This window comes from Alteromonas sp. 4NS20-0143 (assembly GCF_057542855.1).
This window is the reverse complement of record NZ_BAAJLR010000006.1, coordinates 13,597-30,358: the sequence shown is the minus strand read 5'-3', so window position 1 is coordinate 30,358 and position 16,762 is coordinate 13,597. Positions and strand designations below refer to the sequence as shown.

The window sequence follows — 16,762 nt, the reverse complement described above, 5'->3', positions numbered from 1 at the left end:
CTTATCGTGCTGAGCCATGAGCCATGAGCCATGAGCCATGAGCCATGAGCCATGAGCCATGAGCCATGAGCCATGAGCCATGAGCCATGAGGCCTTTGTGAAATAAAAACTCCAGTGCACAGAAAAATTAAGTACGCAGTAAATTGCAGTAATCCGAAAACCCTGAAAAGTAATGAGAGAATTAGGCATGCAAACGTTAACCATCACTACTCCTGACGATTGGCATCTTCACTTCCGTGACAATGAGATGCTGGCTGAAACTGTTCCTGCTACGGCACGATGTTTTCAGCGCGCCATTGTAATGCCTAATTTAGTGCCTCCAGTGGTTAACGCTGCAATGGCGATGGAATATAAAGCGCGTATTGATGCAGCGCGTCCTGTTGGCAGTAGCTTCGAACCTCTAATGACACTGTTTCTCACTAACGAAACATCGGTACAAGATATTGTCGATGCGAAAAAAGCAGGGGTAACAGCGTGTAAGCTTTATCCTGCTGGTGCCACCACTAACTCAGATGCTGCAGTGAAAGGTATTAAAGCCTTGTATCCCGTATTTGAAGCCATGCAAGAGCAGGGTTTACTGCTACTTATTCACGGAGAAGTGACAGAAAATCACATTGATATTTTTGACCGTGAAAAGGTGTTTATCGATACCCATTTAACTCAAATTACCGCTGCTTTCCCTGAGTTAAAAGTGGTCTTTGAACATATTACTACAGCAGACGCTGCAGAATTTGTGGCGCAGTCCAATGAATTTGTGGCCGCGACTATTACGCCTCAGCATTTACTGCTTAATCGCAACGATTTATTAGTAGGCGGTGTGCGTCCACATAATTATTGCTTACCAGTATTAAAGCGAAATACCCACCAGAAAGCGCTAAGAGACATGGTAGCCAGCGGAAACAAGAAGTTTTTCCTAGGCACCGATTCAGCGCCTCATGCCAAACACAAAAAAGAGAATGCGTGTGGTTGTGCAGGGTGCTACAGCGCATGGTCTGCCATAGAGCTATATGCTGAAGTGTTCGAGCAGCTAGGAGCGCTAGACAAGCTTGAAGGGTTTGCCAGCCACTATGGTGCAGACTTTTATGGTTTGCCTCGCAACACAACAACGATGACCTTAGTGAAAGAACATTGGGATGTACCCGAGCAAGTAACCTTAGCTGATGGCACTGACATGGTACCGTTTTACGCGGGTCAAACACTGCAGTGGAAGCTTAAATCAGCTTTCCAGTCGGCATAGCACTGAGCGCAATATTTGCGCTATAGCGACAATTTCTTTTTATACTTGAACACGCGACCTTGGTAACAGTGGTAGTAGCAGTTATAAAAGCTGTTTTAGAAGCTGTTATGAAAGTGGTTATTGAAAAACCGCTCGCGTGTTTTTAAATTATCATGAGCCTTTCGTTTTTACCTCCTAATTGCCGCCAATGGTCAGTAAGACTGCCACTAGCGAGTGGTAAAAACGTTAAAGAAGGCCGTTGAATTCCCCATTGGATAGAATAATGACAGTTGAAACGATTAAAGACCTTGATATAAACCCCGCAGTTGTAAAAGCGCTAGACGCTCAAGGCATTCACCAACTGTCGCCTATTCAAGCGCAGTCTTTACCTAGTGCCTTACAAGGCAGGGATATTATTGGCCAAGCGCAAACGGGCAGTGGCAAAACCCTGTGTTTTGTTATTCCTGTGCTGGAAAACATTGATGTTAATGACTTTACTACTCAAGCACTAGTCTTATGTCCTACGCGAGAGTTAGCAGATCAGGTCGCAGAGCAGTTTAGGCAGGCGGCAAAGCAAATTGGTAATGTGAAAGTGACAACCCTATGTGGCGGTAAACCCATGGGGCCGCAAATTCAGTCCCTTAAACACAGTCCGCATATTATCGTGGGTACGCCAGGGCGGATTATGGACCACGTAGAAAAACGTCGAATTACGCTAAAAAATGTGCGTTTTCGTGTACTTGATGAAGCTGACAGAATGTTGGATATGGGCTTTGAAGATGACTTGCGCGTTATTTTCTCTCCTATGTCATCAAAGGTACAGACACTGTTGTTTTCTGCCACCTTTACTGAACAAATTGAGCGTGTAGCTAATCAGTATTTACGAGACCCTGTGTCGTGCAAAGTGGAATCTCAAGACAATAAACCAGCGATTACGCAGCTTGGTTACAACGTGCTAGAGCACACACGGGTTCAAGCCCTAAAAGCCGTATTGACTCACTACCAACCTAAAAATGCCATTGTGTTTTGTAATCGCAAGTTTCAGGTGGCTGAGGTTGTAGAGGAGCTTGTAGAAGAGGGTTTCAGTGCAGCAGGCTTAAAAGGTGATATGGAACAGCATGAACGCACCGCTGTACTTATGCAGTTCGCCAGTGATTCACTGCAGGTTTTAGTTGCTACCGATGTGGCTGCCAGAGGACTGGATATTGATGATATCGCGTGTGTCATTAACTACACCGTAAGTGAAGAGCCAGAAGTGCATATTCACAGAATTGGGCGCACTGCACGAGCAGGCGCAGAGGGAATGGCCATTACGCTAATTAGCGATGATGAAGAGAACTCGCTACGAAAAATTGAGGTACTGCAGCAAGAAGACATCCCGCTTAAAGGCGCGCAGAGCCTTCGTTTTCATAAAAACAAAATTACCCAGCCAGAGTTTACTTGCCTGTCACTTAGCGCGGGTAAGAAACAAAAGCTTCGCCCTGGCGACCTCCTTGGTGCATTAACCAAAGATGCAGGTATTCCAGGTGATGATATAGGTAAAATTGCGGTACAAAATAGCGCAAGTTTTGTCGCAGTGAAGCAGCGCAGCGTGAAGCGTGCAATGACCCAATTTCGCGAAGGCAAAATAAAGGGCAAGCGCATTAGAGCTAAAAAGCTGTAGCAAGTCATAATCGTTATCAAAAAAACCGTTATCAAAAAACCGTTATCAAAAAATCGTTATCAATAAATCGCAATCTAATAAGATAAAATAAACGCTTACAGGTACTGACCATGGCAGCAGAAAAAGACTTGAGAGTGCTATTGAGTAACCTATCTCCGGTTGTTAGCGCAGATGAGTTTATCTTCGTTTCGTTGAGTGAACAAGAATCTGAAGATGACAAACATCGTGTGTTATTGACCAAGGCAAAAGGCATATTCAAAGAAGCTGAGGGCGTAACCTTTATCTTAGCGTGCCAGCTGGCAACGCAGCATGGACTCACAGGTGAAGGGCCATTTAAGTGTATAACTTGTGAAGTGCATTCAAGTCTCGATGCTGTTGGCATGACGGCAGCGATGAGTACTGCGTTGGGCCGCGCTGGTATCAGTGCCAATGTGGTTGCCGCTTATCATCATGACCATATTTTTGTGCAGTCTGATAAAGCACCCCGCGCCGTTGAAGTGCTGAAAGAGCTATCAGCTGGCCAGTCTGTAGATGGCTAATTGCTACAGTCCGTTTTCTGCTTCACATAACTAAAGTAAGCGAAAACTAAAGCAAGTCAAAACCAAAGCCAGTTAAAACCAAAGCCAGTTAAAAAAATAGGGAAAAAGGGGCGCCTGTGAAGACAGGCGCCCCTTTTAATTGGTAGCAAAAAAACGGATTGGTACAATGCTTACCAAATTTTTACGCGGTCTGCCGGTGCAAGATACATCGCGTCTTCTTCGGTTACGTTAAATGCTTCGTAGAAGGCAGGTACATTTCGAAGTGCACCGTTAGTACGAAACTTAGTCGGTGAATGGGTATCGGTTTGAACTTGGCTTCGCAGTGCTTCGTCGCGGTACTTACTTGCCCACACTTGGCCATACCCTAAAAACACACGCTGGTCGCCGGTAAAACCGTCTAAAACAGGTGCTTCTTCACCATCTAAAGACAGGTGATAGGCTTTAAGGGCAATACTTATCCCACCCAAATCACCAATGTTTTCGCCAAGGGTATATTCACCATTAACATGCACATCAGGCAGCACTTCAAATTCGTTATATTGTTCAATTAAGTTGGCTGTGCGGGCTTCAAATTCTGAGCGGTCTTTATCGGTCCACCAATTGCGGAGCACTCCATCGCCATCAAATGTTGAGCCTGCATCGTCAAATCCGTGGCCAATTTCATGGCCTATAACGGCACCAATACCACCATAGTTAACGGCGTCTTCGGCATTCATATCAAAAAATGGCGGCTGAAGAATTGCTGCGGGAAATACAATTTCATTTAGCGGCGGATTGTAATAAGCATTCACGGTTTGCGGCGTCATACCCCATTCGTGAGTCCATACTGGGCCGCCCTGTTTCTTCAACATCTCTTCATAAAGCACATCAGAAGAGCGCTTTAAGTTGCCAAATAAGTCACCGGCTTTTACCGTAAGTGCTGAATAGTCCTTCCATTGATCTGGATAGCCAATTTTTACGGTAAATTTCGATAATTTATCAAGGGCTTGCTCGCGAGTTTCATCAGTCATCCACTCAAGGTTTTCAATACTACTTTTATAGGCAAGAAGTAGGTTGTTAACCATTTCCATCATGCGTTCTTTGGCTTCAGGTGGAAAGTGCTGTTTTACATAGACTTTGCCAATTAGCTCACCCACATGGGTATTCGATAAGTTTACTGCACGTCGCCACTGAGGCTGCTGTTCTTCGACGCCACGAAGTGTTTTGCTGTAAAAGTTGAAGTTTGCCTCATCAAGCTCACTATTCAATCGACTTGCTGATGCATTGAGCAGTCCCCACTGCAGAAAGGTTTTCCAATCATCAATAGAGGTTTGTTGAATAACGCCATCGATATTTTGCATGTAGTCTTTTTGCAAAATTCCCAATGCCTCAATGTCGCTTATATCAGCGCTCTCTAAATAGCTCGACCAATCAAAGTTAGGCATGAGTTCGCCAAGTTCTTCAATGGTCAACTTGTTGTAATTGGCCGCGAAGTTTCTCGCTTGCTCTTTCTTCATATGTAACTTTGCAATACGAGTTTCTAGCTCAAACAACATTTGCGCGCTTTGTTGTGGTGTGTTGAAACCGGCCAGTTCGAACATAGTTTGAATATGTTTTACATAGGCATCACGCACGGTCTGCGAGGTTTCATCGTCTTTGAAATAGTATTCGCGCTCTGGTAGCCCAAGCCCCGATTGCCAAGTATACATAAGGTATTGTTGTGGCGATTTTAAATCGGGATATTGAGTAAGGCTAAACGGCGTGCCGTAACCATACCGAGCCGCATAGGCAAAATAGGCCGCAAGATCTGAATAATTATCGATATTCGCAATTTTGTCTAACTCAGGAGTAAGCGGTGTGACGCCCAGTGAGTCTCGTGTGTCGACATCCATATAGGCGCGATAGAAATCACCCACTTTTTGCTCGTCGCTACCCGCTTTGAAGTCGCCTTCTGCCGATGACTTTATAATGTCCATCACATGGTCTTGTGCTTCATCTCGTAAAATAACGAAGGAGCCATAGCTAGATTTATCGGCAGGGATCTCGAAAGTATCGAACCATTTTCCGTTTACATATTGAAAAAAGTCATCGCCAGGGCTGACACTAAGGTCCATATTTTCAGTGATGATCCCCGAAGACAGCGTCTCCTTTTGTACTTCTGCAACGCTACCGGTTTCTGGTGCCGTGTTTTGCGGGCTACATGCCACTAATGCAAGTGCAACACTTAAGCTTAATACGCTACGTAACATTTTTTGCTATGTCCTTCTTATTAAAATGTAGCACTGCTTTGTATTACCTTTCTCTAAGTGTTGTAGGGCTACTTTATTAAGCGCTACACAATGTAAAGCTATGTAATGGGGCGGCTGTGCCTTGGTTCTGTGTGGCTATTCATCCTATTCGAAAAAGGAAAAATCGCTCACTTATTAGAGGTTTGATGCATCTTTTAGCATGAAGGTATCATTAGCAAAAGTATTTATAGTGAAAATACACAGGTTGTAACAACTTGTAATGGCTAATTGGTTATAGTGGATGCCTAGTTAGAGCTTGCACGCTTATCAGTTTGCTTAATCGAGGACATATCATGAAGCCATTCAACTCAACACTATTTGCCTCAGTCTCGCCCTGCGAATATGCAGATGCACTCTCGCGGGACCAATTTATGGGCTACGAGATAAAGCCTTTATGGGAAGGAATGGGGCGCATTGCAGGGCCTGCTTTCACGGTAAAATGTGCCCCTGGCGATCACCTTATGTTGCATGCTGCAATTTACCGAGCCCAACCTGGCGATATTATTGTGGTTCAAGCCGATGATAAATTTGCCGTGGCAGGTGGGAACGTGTGCGCTATCGCCCAAGAAAGGGGTATAGCTGGCTTTGTCATCGATGGCGTGATCAGAGATATTGCAGAAACGAGAGAAAACAAGTTTCCAGTTTTCGGGCGTGGAGTTGTGCCAAAGCCAGGCGCTAAGAAATGTATAGCGCCACTCAATGAGCCTATTGTGTGTGGCGGTGTTACCGTTAATGCTGGCGATATCATTGTGGCTGATGAAGAAGGTATCGCGGTTATTCCACGCGCTGAATCTGAAGAGGCCTTTAGCATCGCAAAAGCGCGGGCAGACAAAGATTCGTCAATGTCGTTAGCTCAGTGGCAAAAGCAACACAGGGAAAAAGTTGAAACAACACTTACTGCCCTAGGTTATGAAGACTGATTGAGCCTTTGAGCGAACCGCGCGAGGTATTCTGTACTAGCTCTGCTTAGTGCGTGACTCTTTAGGTCCGCACACAAACCGCTCTTCACCCATGTGATAAATATTATTTACCGCTACATAGGTTCCTGAAACCACGCCGGATACAGGCAGCAATATAAGACCGCTGATAGAATAAAACGTATTGGTATCTTCAAATCCGTTAATCACTTTGAGTGTTTTTCGGTCGGATGAGATTTCGCACTGATTAACTTTAGCAGTATCAGTTTCTGGCACTATCACACAAGCAGCTAAAAGAGGAATTGCTAAGGCGGTCAGTAAAAATAACTTCATTGTTTAAATCCTTTTATTAGTCTGAGTCCTGTGAAAGGAATGCCAGCATATACCACCTATTCATTATGAACAATGTGTAGCCTATCTAAGAGCTAAGGGATAAGAGATAGGCGATAAGCAAAAGGATATGCGTACCCTTAAAAACAGAAATTCAACCTGTTTGCAGTACGGCATTCACTACTCAGTCTTTAGAGGTAGAATTGTGACTATTGCTTTGCTGTTCTAAAATTTTCGCTATTTTCTTTTGCTCCCACCTTTCGCCAAAGGGCTGAAAGACAACTAGCGCGTGACCAACAATGATCATTACAAAAGACACAAATACGGCTATCAGCGGGCCCGCGTTTTCTCCGCCATTATAGTTTGGCACCATAAATAAAAAGAAAATGAGTGCTAGAAAGGCGGTATTGATGTAGAAATATTTGATAGATTTTACTTTTTCATGGGCCTCATTTCGTTGGTGCATGGCAGCGTCTACATCAACCTTTTTTGCCTCCGGTGTTTCTATTTCACGGTCTATTATATTAACCAACTCGTCCGTAGAGATTTCAAAAACAGCGGCTAAAGATTTCAACGTCTCAACCCCTACATTCTGTCCTTTCTCTACTCGCTGAATTGTTCTCACATTTAAGCCACTCATTTGTGCAAGTTGCTCCTGTGACCAGCGCTTTTCTAGTCTTAATGTTTTCATAGCTCGCAGACCTTACTCTTTCGACTTCGCCCATCGTACAATAAAATCACGCTAACAGTAGCGACAATAAGGTGACAGCAGCCGACAGTCCCCTAGTTTTTACTGTTAATACAGCCACGCGTAACTAAATTTCATAAACACTGCTTGCTCTGTTCGAAAAAGTCCGGGCGTTGCTTCATCTGCAAATGCAGAGTCGCCATAGCCAATGAACAAGCGCGACAAGGGGTTAATCATGTACGAATACACTAGCTGTGTACCCATATTGCGTTCTCTGGCATCTACATTTACCAGGTAATTATTGGGGTTTCTTCGTACATCTGAGTAGATAAGTGCAAGGCGGAGAAACTGCTTTGCATCAAATTGATAGCTCATTCGAAAGTCAGATAAATTAGCGGTAAACAGCATTTCATTGTTTACATCAATACGATTGTATTCATGGCTTACCGAGGCCTCTAAATGATCGCCAATATTCAGAGTTATTTGGGGTTCAAGCAGAATCTGATCGCCCAAGCGATTGTTGCGCAAATCAATTCTATCGCCTATTCGGGCAAAGTTTTCAAAATACAGGGTTCGGTTTGGTCGCGCTTCAAAATAGAAAGAAAACTGCTCTTCGGTAAACCGGGTGGTATTGCCGTCAATGGCAAGGCTTGCCCCGTTTTGGCGTAATCCAACTCGGTCTCGCTTCACCCATTGGAAGTTGAAATACGATTGATAAGCCGCGTTCATTTCTATTTGCGCCTGAACTTCTCGTTCTATTAACTCGCCATTGTCATTGTGAGTGATATCCCAGTCGCCACCAAACTCTAGACGGTTCCACCACGCATTATCTTTCCACCACAACAGCCCACCACCGAGTACCGATTTGTGTCTATCTACATTACTTTCAAAACCAAGGTCGGCGCGAAAGTCAGACTGAGTGCTGGTTCTGTTTGCAATGACATACCATTCTCTTTCTTCATGGCGGTAATCAATCTTGTAGGTACTTCCAGAGAAGGCGCCTTCTTTGTCTGTTCTTAAGGTAGTCTCGGTAACATCTTCTTGATTAACGCAACTGCCTCGACAAAATTGTGAGGCAAGGGCGTCAGGGTATTGAGTATCAGAGCGAAGCAATTGCGCACGTAGAGTGTCACTAGGTGTAATTTGATAGCGCAAGTCAACGCCGGTGACTAGGTTGTGATATTCATCAGCATGTCTGCCCGTCAGTATAGAACCAACAGACAGGGTGTCGGATATGTCATAGCGATAGCGCGCAGCAAGGTTTGTACTGCCTTGTTCGAGCTGAGCAACGCTTGAGCCTAAATTCCCCGGAACAAGGAACGTGGTAGTGTCATCATTTGCCAGCAGTAAACCAAAGGTATGGTCGTTAATTCTGCCAGTAAGTTTGCTGCCAATATCAGGAGCGCCAATGTTGCGGGTGTACACCAAGTCGTACTGAGTGCTGAAAAAGTCGGCGTTCTCCACAAAAAAGGGACGTTGTTCAGGAAAGAAAAGTACAAAAGGATTATTGATCCCAAGCTGTCCTGCGTCGGCCTCTACTTGTGAAAAGTCTGGGTTAATCATGGCTTGAAGCAGCATGTCAGAGGTAATGCCCCAGTTAATATCCACACCCACTTCTTGATTGTTGCCGTATTCCCATTGCTCTGGCGTTGCTGGCGTTCTACTGCGTGCCGCTCCGGCAACGGCGTAGGGAGTAATTGACAGGTTTTTCCCTTGCTTAGCACGACTAAAGCCTTCCATTTTTCCCATTTGGCATAAGCTACACGCGTTATTGCGATCCACAGGGCGGTTCGAGATACGTAGGTTGTTATCTCTTGGGTAAAAGCGAACAAATTCTGCGCGCCATTGCTTAAGCCCATCAATATCCAGAAAATTCATAATGCGAAACGGCAGTGCTATCTCTACCGTATAGCCTTCATCGGTGATTTTTGCTTCAGCGTCCCAAATTGCATTCCAACTGGCACTTTCACTTAGCGTCATTTGGTTTTCGATAGAGTCGGTTTGTATGCCGTGAGGATTGACAAAAAATTGATACGAGAGGCGACTATCGCCGAATGTATCCAGCTTAACGCCTACCAAGTCGTTATCCCACACGCTATCGCGGTCGCGAAACAATGCGCGTATTGCAGAAGGGTCATCGTCATATGCAGTAAAAGCGATATAAATCATATCGCCATTTTCGAATATTCTGGCGATGGTCTTAACGGGTGGGGCGGTATTTTCAAATGGGCGAGTCACCACATTTAGCGGTATTTCCTTAGCCCGCTGCCATGCTTCATCGTCTAAGATACCGTCTAACGTAATCGTCTCTGAAAGATAGGGAACAACGATAGTGTCAAAGGTACGGGACTCGTTAGGTGAAATAGTCTCATCAACGTCGGGTGAGCCGCTATCTGAAGAGAATGACTCAGCCGATTGAGTGGCAGACTCTGTAGTGTTTTGAGCAGCAGATTCCGTAGTGCTCTGAATAACCACGGCTACCGGTTTGTTGTCTTCTTTTGTTTGTTGGCTATCCTGCTGTGCTGAATTACCTTCAACAGCATTGCCAGAAAATGCTAGTGCAAGCAATAAAACGAGGCAGCACGAGCGCCAATACGGGCGCCAGAAAGAACAGATGCAACGCAGAGGTGCCTTATATATCCAAGTGTCCATTTTTTAAAACGTCTTTTTTGTCGTTATAGTTTTTATGAGCGCAGTATGAAGCATCCCGTTAAATGTCAAAAGAATGTTAATCGCATATAACAGGAAGCTTAACGAAAGACCTATAGCAAACATACATGCTCAGTCATTACGCCCTTTATCCACGTTCCCAGCGATTTTCATCAAGGAGTTAATTAATTGACTGAACATATCGTGTAGAATTGCGTACTCACCTCAACGTAAATCTTAACGCCGAGATTCAGTACGCATCTGGCGATTCAATAACAAAAAGAGTTTTTGCATGTTTTCTTTTTTTGAAAGGCTCACACAGCCTTTTCCAGATACGCCGCCCACGCAACCGCCCACGGGATTAGTCGCATTTTGTAAGTACTACACTAAAGGCATGTGGCATATCATCCTGACCGTTTCGGTGTTAAGTGCCATAGTGGCGGTGTTAGAGGTGGCGCTATTTGGCTTTTTAGGACAGCTCGTTGATTGGTTTTCAGAGCAAAGTCGAGAAACGTTTTTAGAAGAGCAGAAACTTACATTAATTGGAATGGGAGTAACGGTTCTTGTCTTTATTCCTGCATCTATCTTCTTGCGTTCATTGTTTTCTCGCCAATCACTGATGGGTAATTACCCTATGCGAATCAGGTGGCAGGCCCACCGATATTTACTTGGACAAAGCCTTACCTTCTTTCACAATGAGTTTGCCGGCCGCGTGGCCACAAAGGTAATGCAAACCGCGCTTTCCGTGCGAGAAACAGTCACCAAAATGCTTGATTTGTTGGTGTATATCAGCGTTTATTTCATCTCTATGGTGGTGCTGGTATTTAGCACTGACTGGCGATTAGCGCTTCCACTGGTGGTGTGGTTCTTTGTGTATATCGGTATTTTGCGGGTACTCGTACCAAAGCTAAAGGCGGTTTCACAAGCGCAAGCCGATGCTCGCTCATTAATGACTGGGCGAATAGTCGATAGTTACACCAATATCACCACGGTTAAACTTTTCTCTCACAGCCGCAGAGAAGCAGACTATGCCAAAGAGAGCATGGACGGCTTTTTGCAAACGGTGTATCCACAAATGCGCCTTGTTACCATTCTTGAATTCTGTGTTGAGATGGCAAATGCCATTTTGATCTTCACAATTGGCGCGCTATCAGTATTTCTTTGGTTGGAGCAGATTGCGACCCCTGGAGATATCGCCATTGCGGTTAGCTTATGCTTGCGACTAAACGGCATGTCCCATTGGATAATGTGGGAAGTCTCGGGGTTATTTGAAAACCTAGGAACGGTACAAGACGGTATGAATACCCTTGCGCAGCCAGTAGCCGTTAAAGATAAGCCCGATGCCGATGCATTGAGCGTAGGCGGCGGTAAAATTCATTTTGATAATGTTAACTTCTCTTACTCAGGTGCAAACAATCAGCCTATCGACGTGTTTAGGCAGTTAGATTTAACCATTAAGCCCGGAGAGAAAGTAGGCTTGGTAGGTCGCTCTGGTGCAGGTAAATCCACACTCGTTAATTTATTGATGCGTTTTTACGATACCCAAAGCGGGCGTATCGTTATTGATGGTCAGGACATTACTGAGGTTGGGCAAGAAACACTACGAGCTAAAATCAGTATGGTGACCCAAGATACATCACTGATGCACCGCTCAGTGCGTGACAATATTCTGTATGGACGCACCGACGCAGGCGAAGCAGATATGATTAAAGCGGCGAAACAAGCGGAAGCCCACGACTTCATATTGACCCTTACCGATAATCAGGGGCGTACAGGGTACGATGCTCACGTTGGAGAGCGCGGTATTAAACTGTCTGGCGGACAACGACAGCGAATAGCGATTGCCCGTGTGTTGTTAAAAGATGCCCCAGTGCTCATTTTAGATGAGGCTACATCGGCGCTAGATTCAGAAGTTGAAGCAGCCATTCAAGCCTGTTTAGATAAAGTGATGGAAGGAAAAACGGTGTTAGCTATTGCTCACAGGTTATCAACCATCGCCCAAATGGACAGATTACTAGTGCTAGACAAAGGTCAAATTGTGGAGCAGGGCACCCATGGCGAGTTAATTGCTTATAACGGTATTTATGCCAAGCTGTGGGCGCACCAAACGGGTGGATTTATTGGCGTGGAATAACCCACGCCCCGTTAGCGATATGCACAGTGGGAGGGGAATAAACCGCTTGTAACTTGAAAGTGGTTAAGTATAATACGCGTCCCTCCCTTGCGATACCGCACTTTCCTTCGAAAAGACGCACAAATCACAAGGGTAGTGTAAGCAAATTTTAAGAGTAAAAACGCCACAGGGGTGTAGTTCGAATTGGTAGAACAGCGGTCTCCAAAACCGATGGTTGGGGGTTCGAGTCCCTCCACCCCTGCCAAATTATTAACTTGCGCGTGTAACGCAAGAAAACGACGCTGTAGTGCTAGGATCGTGACATGAGCGAAAAGACGGAAAATCAGTCCAACGGGTTGGACATGTTTAAATGGGTAGTGGTTTTTGCACTACTTGCAGGGTTGGTTACTGCCAACACAGTATACGGTGAACTTTCGGTATTATATCGCGCTCTCGCAGCGGTAGTTGTTGCTGTAGTGGCTGGCTTTATTGCTGCATCTACAAACAAAGGCAGTGCGTTTTTAAGCTTTGCTAAAGAGTCACGTACTGAAGTACGCAAAGTAGTATGGCCTACACGTCAAGAAGCTAACCAAACCACATTGATTGTTTTGGCTGCAACCTTGGTTATGGCACTTATTTTATGGGGACTAGACGGCATCATCGTTCGTGTAGTTGGCTTTATAACGGGAATCGGAGCATAACGTATGTCTGAAGAAGAAATTAAAAAGAGATGGTACGTAGTACAAGCATTTTCTCAGTATGAAGCTCGAGTCAAGAAAACCCTTCTTGAATATATCAAAATGCACAACATGGAAGAGCACTTCGGCCAAATACTTGTGCCAACTGAAGAAGTGGTTGAGATGCGCGCTGGTCAAAAGCGTAAATCTGAGCGCAAGTTTTATCCTGGTTACGTGCTAGTCGAAATGGCCATGAATGAAGATTCATGGCATTTAGTGAAAAGCGTTCCTCGCGTTCTTGGTTTTATTGGTGGCACTTCAGACCGTCCAATGCCAATTACGCCTAAGGAAGCCGATGCTATCTTAAACCGTCTTGAAGAGTCGGTAGATAAGCCTAAGCCGAAGACATTGTTTGAGCCGGGTGAAGTGGTACGCGTTACAGACGGTCCATTTGCCGACTTCAACGGTGTGGTAGAAGAAGTAGACTACGAAAAGAGCCGCGTAAAAGTATCGGTACTTATCTTCGGTCGTTCTACACCGGTAGACCTAGAATTTGGTCAGGTAGAGAAAGGTTAGTCATAAGACATATCGTGTAAAGCCCGCTTTTAGCGGGCTTTTTTTTGCCCAATTTTTATTTGCACAACGAGTCAAGTTCGCCTAATACTAAAGTATCGTTATTAAAAAGAGGCCAACGCTATCGATACTTTAGAGCAGCGCATTGCATGTAAACAAATCGACATTGATGTAGCGTCCTTCTATCAAACCATCTTATTAGAGCTGGAAACGCTAATGGAAGATGTCATTGGCACCGAGGAGTCAAAAGGCTTCGTAGGTATGGTTGCCGATCATGTTGGAGCCATGTTTCATGAAAAATATAAGGCTCAGTTAGGTGATGAGAGAATGTCTCCTGAAGTTATCGCACAGGTACTTGTGGATTTAAAACGACGGATAGGGGGCCGTTTCAGTGTTTCAACCATCACTCCCGATACCATTGTATTGCAAAATTCGCTATGTCCATTCGGAGTCAATGTGGTGGGCAAGCAGCCTCTTTGCCATATGACTGCGAATGTATTTGGTAAGATAGTTTCATCAGAAAATGGGTATGCTGCTGTAGAGTTAAATAAAACAATCGCAAATGGAGATGGGCATTGTCATGTTGTCGTGCATCTTAAGCCACAACAGGATCAAAAGGATGTTGCCCATGAGTACTTTGGTGTCCAGTAGCGATTCTTTTGAAAGCACGGATGAAAACAATAGCGAAAACACTGCCACCCAACAGGCTGATACCAGCAAGCTAGGCATCACATCTATACTGGCAAACGTTACAGAAGCTGCCGTTATCACAGACTTAAGTGGCAAAATCGTTGGTTATAACAGACAACTAAAAGACGTAGTGCCTCATATTCATGATGCGCATTGCATTACAGACCTATTTACCCTTTCTTCTAAGTCACTTAATACAACATGCCTCACCAATATCGGGGATATCGTCGGACGACGTTCAGGCAGCTTCCCAATTCAGCTGACAAGAATTCATGCCGGCGCTGAAAATCAGCCGTCTATTCCCAGTTTTGTTTCTATGCTTAGAGCGCCAGACACGGGGTTACCCGCTGCATTACTCTATAAACTGGATGAGCATATTTTGCGATTTTCTATGCGACTTAGGCAAATACACGCTGCAAAGAAAGAACATGCAAGGTTTGCCAGGCAAGCGACTCTTGATGCGGTAACCGACCCGCTGACAGGATTGAAGAACAGACGCTTTGTACAATCATTTATGGATTTGCAGTGGCATGGGCAATTTAGAAAAGAGGAAGATTCTGTATTAATCCTGTTCGATATTGATCACTTCAAGCAGATAAACGATAGACACGGTCACCCAGTAGGGGATGAAGCGATAAAAGTGTTTGCAGATTGTTTATTGTCACAGGCAAGACCAACAGATGTCGTGGGCCGTTGGGGAGGCGAAGAGTTTATCGTGTTGTTGACCAACTGTTCTTGTGAACAAGCTCGAGTGTACTTAGAGCGGGTAATGACGCATATACGTTTACTGAAGGTACCATGTGTCCAAGGACATATATCGATGACGGCGAGCGCCGGGTACTGCGCTTTTTCCCAAGCGAAAAGTGTAGAACATTCCTTCACGCAGGCAGATACAGCGCTATACGCGGCTAAGTCAAATGGCAGAGACAGATACAAAAAAGCCAGTGCCTAAGAAATCCGCGCCATCACATTTAATCATCACATTTAGCGATTACATTTAGATAGTTAAGCTATTTGTTCTTGCACTTTTCAAACATTTAGGCCCTATTTGCGATTAAGATCGTTTTTTAATCACGTAGGGGCTTGCATAGCAATTAATCAGCCCTTATAATGCGCGCCCTTTTAAACGGAAACGGGAAGCCAATTGAGCAAATATTCTCTGTATTTGCGAGGCGTTAGACCCAAACAAGAGAGCATTTAAAATGGCTAAAAAAGTAAGCGGTATTATCAAGCTTCAGGTTGCGGCAGGCGCTGCTAACCCAAGTCCACCAGTTGGTCCTGCACTAGGTCAACACGGTGTGAACATCATGGAATTCTGTAAGGCTTTCAATGCAAAGACTGACAGCCTAGAGAAGGGTGCTCCAGTACCAGTAGAAATTACTGTGTACGAAGACCGTTCTTTTACATTCGAAACGAAGACTCCTCCTGCGTCATACCTTCTTAAGAAGGCAGCTGGCATCAAGAGCGGTTCTGGCCGTCCTAACACTGAGAAAGTAGGTAAAGTTACCCGCGCTCAGTTAGAAGAGATTGCTAAAACTAAAGAGCCAGACTTAACAGCTGCTGATCTAGATGCAGCGGTACGCACTATCGCGGGTTCTGCTCGCTCAATGGGCTTGAACGTAGAGGACTAATCGAATGGCTAAATTAACAAAACGCGCTCGTCTAGTACGTGACAAAGTTGACTCAACTAAAGAGTATGAAATCAACGAAGCAGTTGCACTTCTAAAAGAATTAGCGACTGCTAAATTCGCTGAGAGTGTTGACGTTGCTGTAAACCTTGGTATCGACGCTAAGAAATCTGACCAAAACGTTCGTGGTGCAACTGTACTACCTAACGGTACTGGTAAAGATGTACGCGTCGCTGTATTTACTCAAGGCGCAAACGCAGAAGCGGCTAAAGAAGCTGGTGCGGACATCGTTGGTATGGAAGACTTAGCTGAACAAGTTAAGAAAGGCGAAATGAACTTTGACGTAGTAGTTGCTAGCCCAGACGCGATGCGCGTTGTTGGCCAACTAGGTCAAATCTTAGGTCCACGTGGCCTAATGCCTAACCCTAAAACAGGCACAGTAACGCCAGACGTTGCTACTGCTGTTAAAAATGCAAAAGCTGGTCAGGTTCGTTACCGCAATGATAAAAACGGTATCATCCACGCTAGCCTAGGCAAGATTGCATTTGAAGCTAACCAAATTCAAGAAAACCTAGAAGCACTACTTGAAGCATTGAAGAAAGCTAAGCCTTCTTCTGCGAAAGGTGTGTATATCCAGAAGATCAGCCTAAGCACCACAATGGGTGCGGGTGTATCTCTTGATAAGGCTTCTGTAGGTCTATAGTTTTGAAGCTAGTGGGCATTGCCCGTTAGTTCTCTTAAAGGTTATGGGTTGGAGTTGTGTACATAGCAGTGCTAGTAAACAACTCCCGTCCAAGACCGCAGGTGCGGTG

At 44.9% G+C, this 16,762-nt stretch carries 15 protein-coding genes and 1 tRNA gene; 12 read left to right on the top strand and 4 right to left on the bottom strand.

Annotation, left to right across the window (positions count from 1 at the left end):
• The first annotated feature begins 187 nt into the window (after positions 1 to 187).
• From pyrC to AC27HD_RS13070, 3 genes are all read left to right on the top strand, one after another.
• A complete protein-coding gene (pyrC, locus tag AC27HD_RS13080) occupies positions 188 to 1,237 on the top strand; it encodes a dihydroorotase (RefSeq protein WP_032097738.1) in 1,050 nt (349 codons plus the stop codon).
• A gap of 262 nt (positions 1,238 to 1,499) precedes the next feature.
• Positions 1,500 to 2,879: an ATP-dependent RNA helicase DbpA gene (gene dbpA, locus AC27HD_RS13075; RefSeq protein ID WP_487106411.1), complete on the top strand. Its 1,380-nt coding sequence runs from the start codon at positions 1,500 to 1,502 to the stop codon at positions 2,877 to 2,879.
• Positions 2,880 to 2,989: 110 nt separating this feature from the next.
• Positions 2,990 to 3,418, top strand: a complete 429-nt coding sequence (locus tag AC27HD_RS13070) for an ACT domain-containing protein (RefSeq protein ID WP_032097740.1) — start codon at positions 2,990 to 2,992, stop codon at positions 3,416 to 3,418.
• 170 nt (positions 3,419 to 3,588) lie between these two features.
• On the opposite strand, the gene AC27HD_RS13065 is transcribed toward AC27HD_RS13070, so the two are convergent.
• On the bottom strand, positions 3,589 to 5,646 hold the full coding sequence (locus tag AC27HD_RS13065) for a M13 family metallopeptidase (RefSeq protein ID WP_032097741.1): 2,058 nt from the start codon (positions 5,644 to 5,646) through the stop codon (positions 3,589 to 3,591).
• Positions 5,647 to 5,978: 332 nt separating this feature from the next.
• On the opposite strand from AC27HD_RS13065, the gene AC27HD_RS13060 reads away from it, so the two are divergent.
• Positions 5,979 to 6,605: an RraA family protein gene (locus tag AC27HD_RS13060; protein WP_487106408.1), complete on the top strand. Its 627-nt coding sequence runs from the start codon at positions 5,979 to 5,981 to the stop codon at positions 6,603 to 6,605.
• Positions 6,606 to 6,641: 36 nt separating this feature from the next.
• Here AC27HD_RS13060 and AC27HD_RS13055 read toward each other — a convergent pair whose 3' ends face one another.
• From AC27HD_RS13055 to AC27HD_RS13045, 3 genes are all read right to left on the bottom strand, one after another.
• Complete coding sequence (locus tag AC27HD_RS13055; protein ID WP_032097743.1) at positions 6,642 to 6,935, bottom strand: hypothetical protein; 294 nt, start codon at positions 6,933 to 6,935, stop codon at positions 6,642 to 6,644.
• Between the two features lie 181 nt (positions 6,936 to 7,116).
• On the bottom strand, positions 7,117 to 7,623 hold the full coding sequence (locus AC27HD_RS13050; protein ID WP_487106406.1) for a helix-turn-helix domain-containing protein: 507 nt from the start codon (positions 7,621 to 7,623) through the stop codon (positions 7,117 to 7,119).
• 105 nt (positions 7,624 to 7,728) lie between these two features.
• Positions 7,729 to 10,272: a carbohydrate binding family 9 domain-containing protein gene (locus AC27HD_RS13045; protein WP_487106404.1), complete on the bottom strand. Its 2,544-nt coding sequence runs from the start codon at positions 10,270 to 10,272 to the stop codon at positions 7,729 to 7,731.
• Between the two features lie 289 nt (positions 10,273 to 10,561).
• On the opposite strand from AC27HD_RS13045, the gene AC27HD_RS13040 reads away from it, so the two are divergent.
• The 8 genes from AC27HD_RS13040 (at position 10,562) to rplA (ending at position 16,653) form a co-directional block, all read left to right on the top strand.
• A complete protein-coding gene (locus tag AC27HD_RS13040) occupies positions 10,562 to 12,403 on the top strand; it encodes an ABC transporter ATP-binding protein (protein WP_487106402.1) in 1,842 nt (613 codons plus the stop codon).
• Positions 12,404 to 12,570: 167 nt separating this feature from the next.
• A tRNA-Trp gene (locus tag AC27HD_RS13035) sits at positions 12,571 to 12,647 on the top strand.
• A 58-nt stretch (positions 12,648 to 12,705) separates the two neighbouring features.
• Positions 12,706 to 13,083 (top strand): preprotein translocase subunit SecE, encoded by a 378-nt coding sequence (gene secE, locus AC27HD_RS13030; protein ID WP_032097746.1) that lies wholly within the window; start codon positions 12,706 to 12,708, stop codon positions 13,081 to 13,083.
• A 3-nt stretch (positions 13,084 to 13,086) separates the two neighbouring features.
• Positions 13,087 to 13,635: a transcription termination/antitermination protein NusG gene (gene nusG, locus AC27HD_RS13025; protein WP_032097747.1), complete on the top strand. Its 549-nt coding sequence runs from the start codon at positions 13,087 to 13,089 to the stop codon at positions 13,633 to 13,635.
• A 120-nt stretch (positions 13,636 to 13,755) separates the two neighbouring features.
• Positions 13,756 to 14,283 carry a methanogen output domain 1-containing protein gene (locus tag AC27HD_RS13020; protein WP_032097748.1) on the top strand — a complete coding sequence of 176 codons (528 nt, stop codon included), beginning with the start codon at positions 13,756 to 13,758 and terminating at the stop codon, positions 14,281 to 14,283.
• Complete coding sequence (locus AC27HD_RS13015; protein ID WP_487106399.1) at positions 14,261 to 15,274, top strand: GGDEF domain-containing protein; 1,014 nt, start codon at positions 14,261 to 14,263, stop codon at positions 15,272 to 15,274. The genes AC27HD_RS13020 and AC27HD_RS13015 overlap by 23 nt, the downstream gene beginning before the upstream one ends.
• Positions 15,275 to 15,524: 250 nt before the next feature.
• The gene (gene rplK / locus AC27HD_RS13010; RefSeq protein ID WP_032097749.1) at positions 15,525 to 15,953 is read left to right on the top strand and encodes a 50S ribosomal protein L11; all 429 of its coding nucleotides are present in this window, start codon (positions 15,525 to 15,527) and stop codon (positions 15,951 to 15,953) included.
• 4 nt (positions 15,954 to 15,957) lie between these two features.
• The gene (gene rplA / locus AC27HD_RS13005) at positions 15,958 to 16,653 is read left to right on the top strand and encodes a 50S ribosomal protein L1 (RefSeq protein ID WP_032097750.1); all 696 of its coding nucleotides are present in this window, start codon (positions 15,958 to 15,960) and stop codon (positions 16,651 to 16,653) included.
• The last annotated feature ends 109 nt before the right edge of the window (positions 16,654 to 16,762 follow it).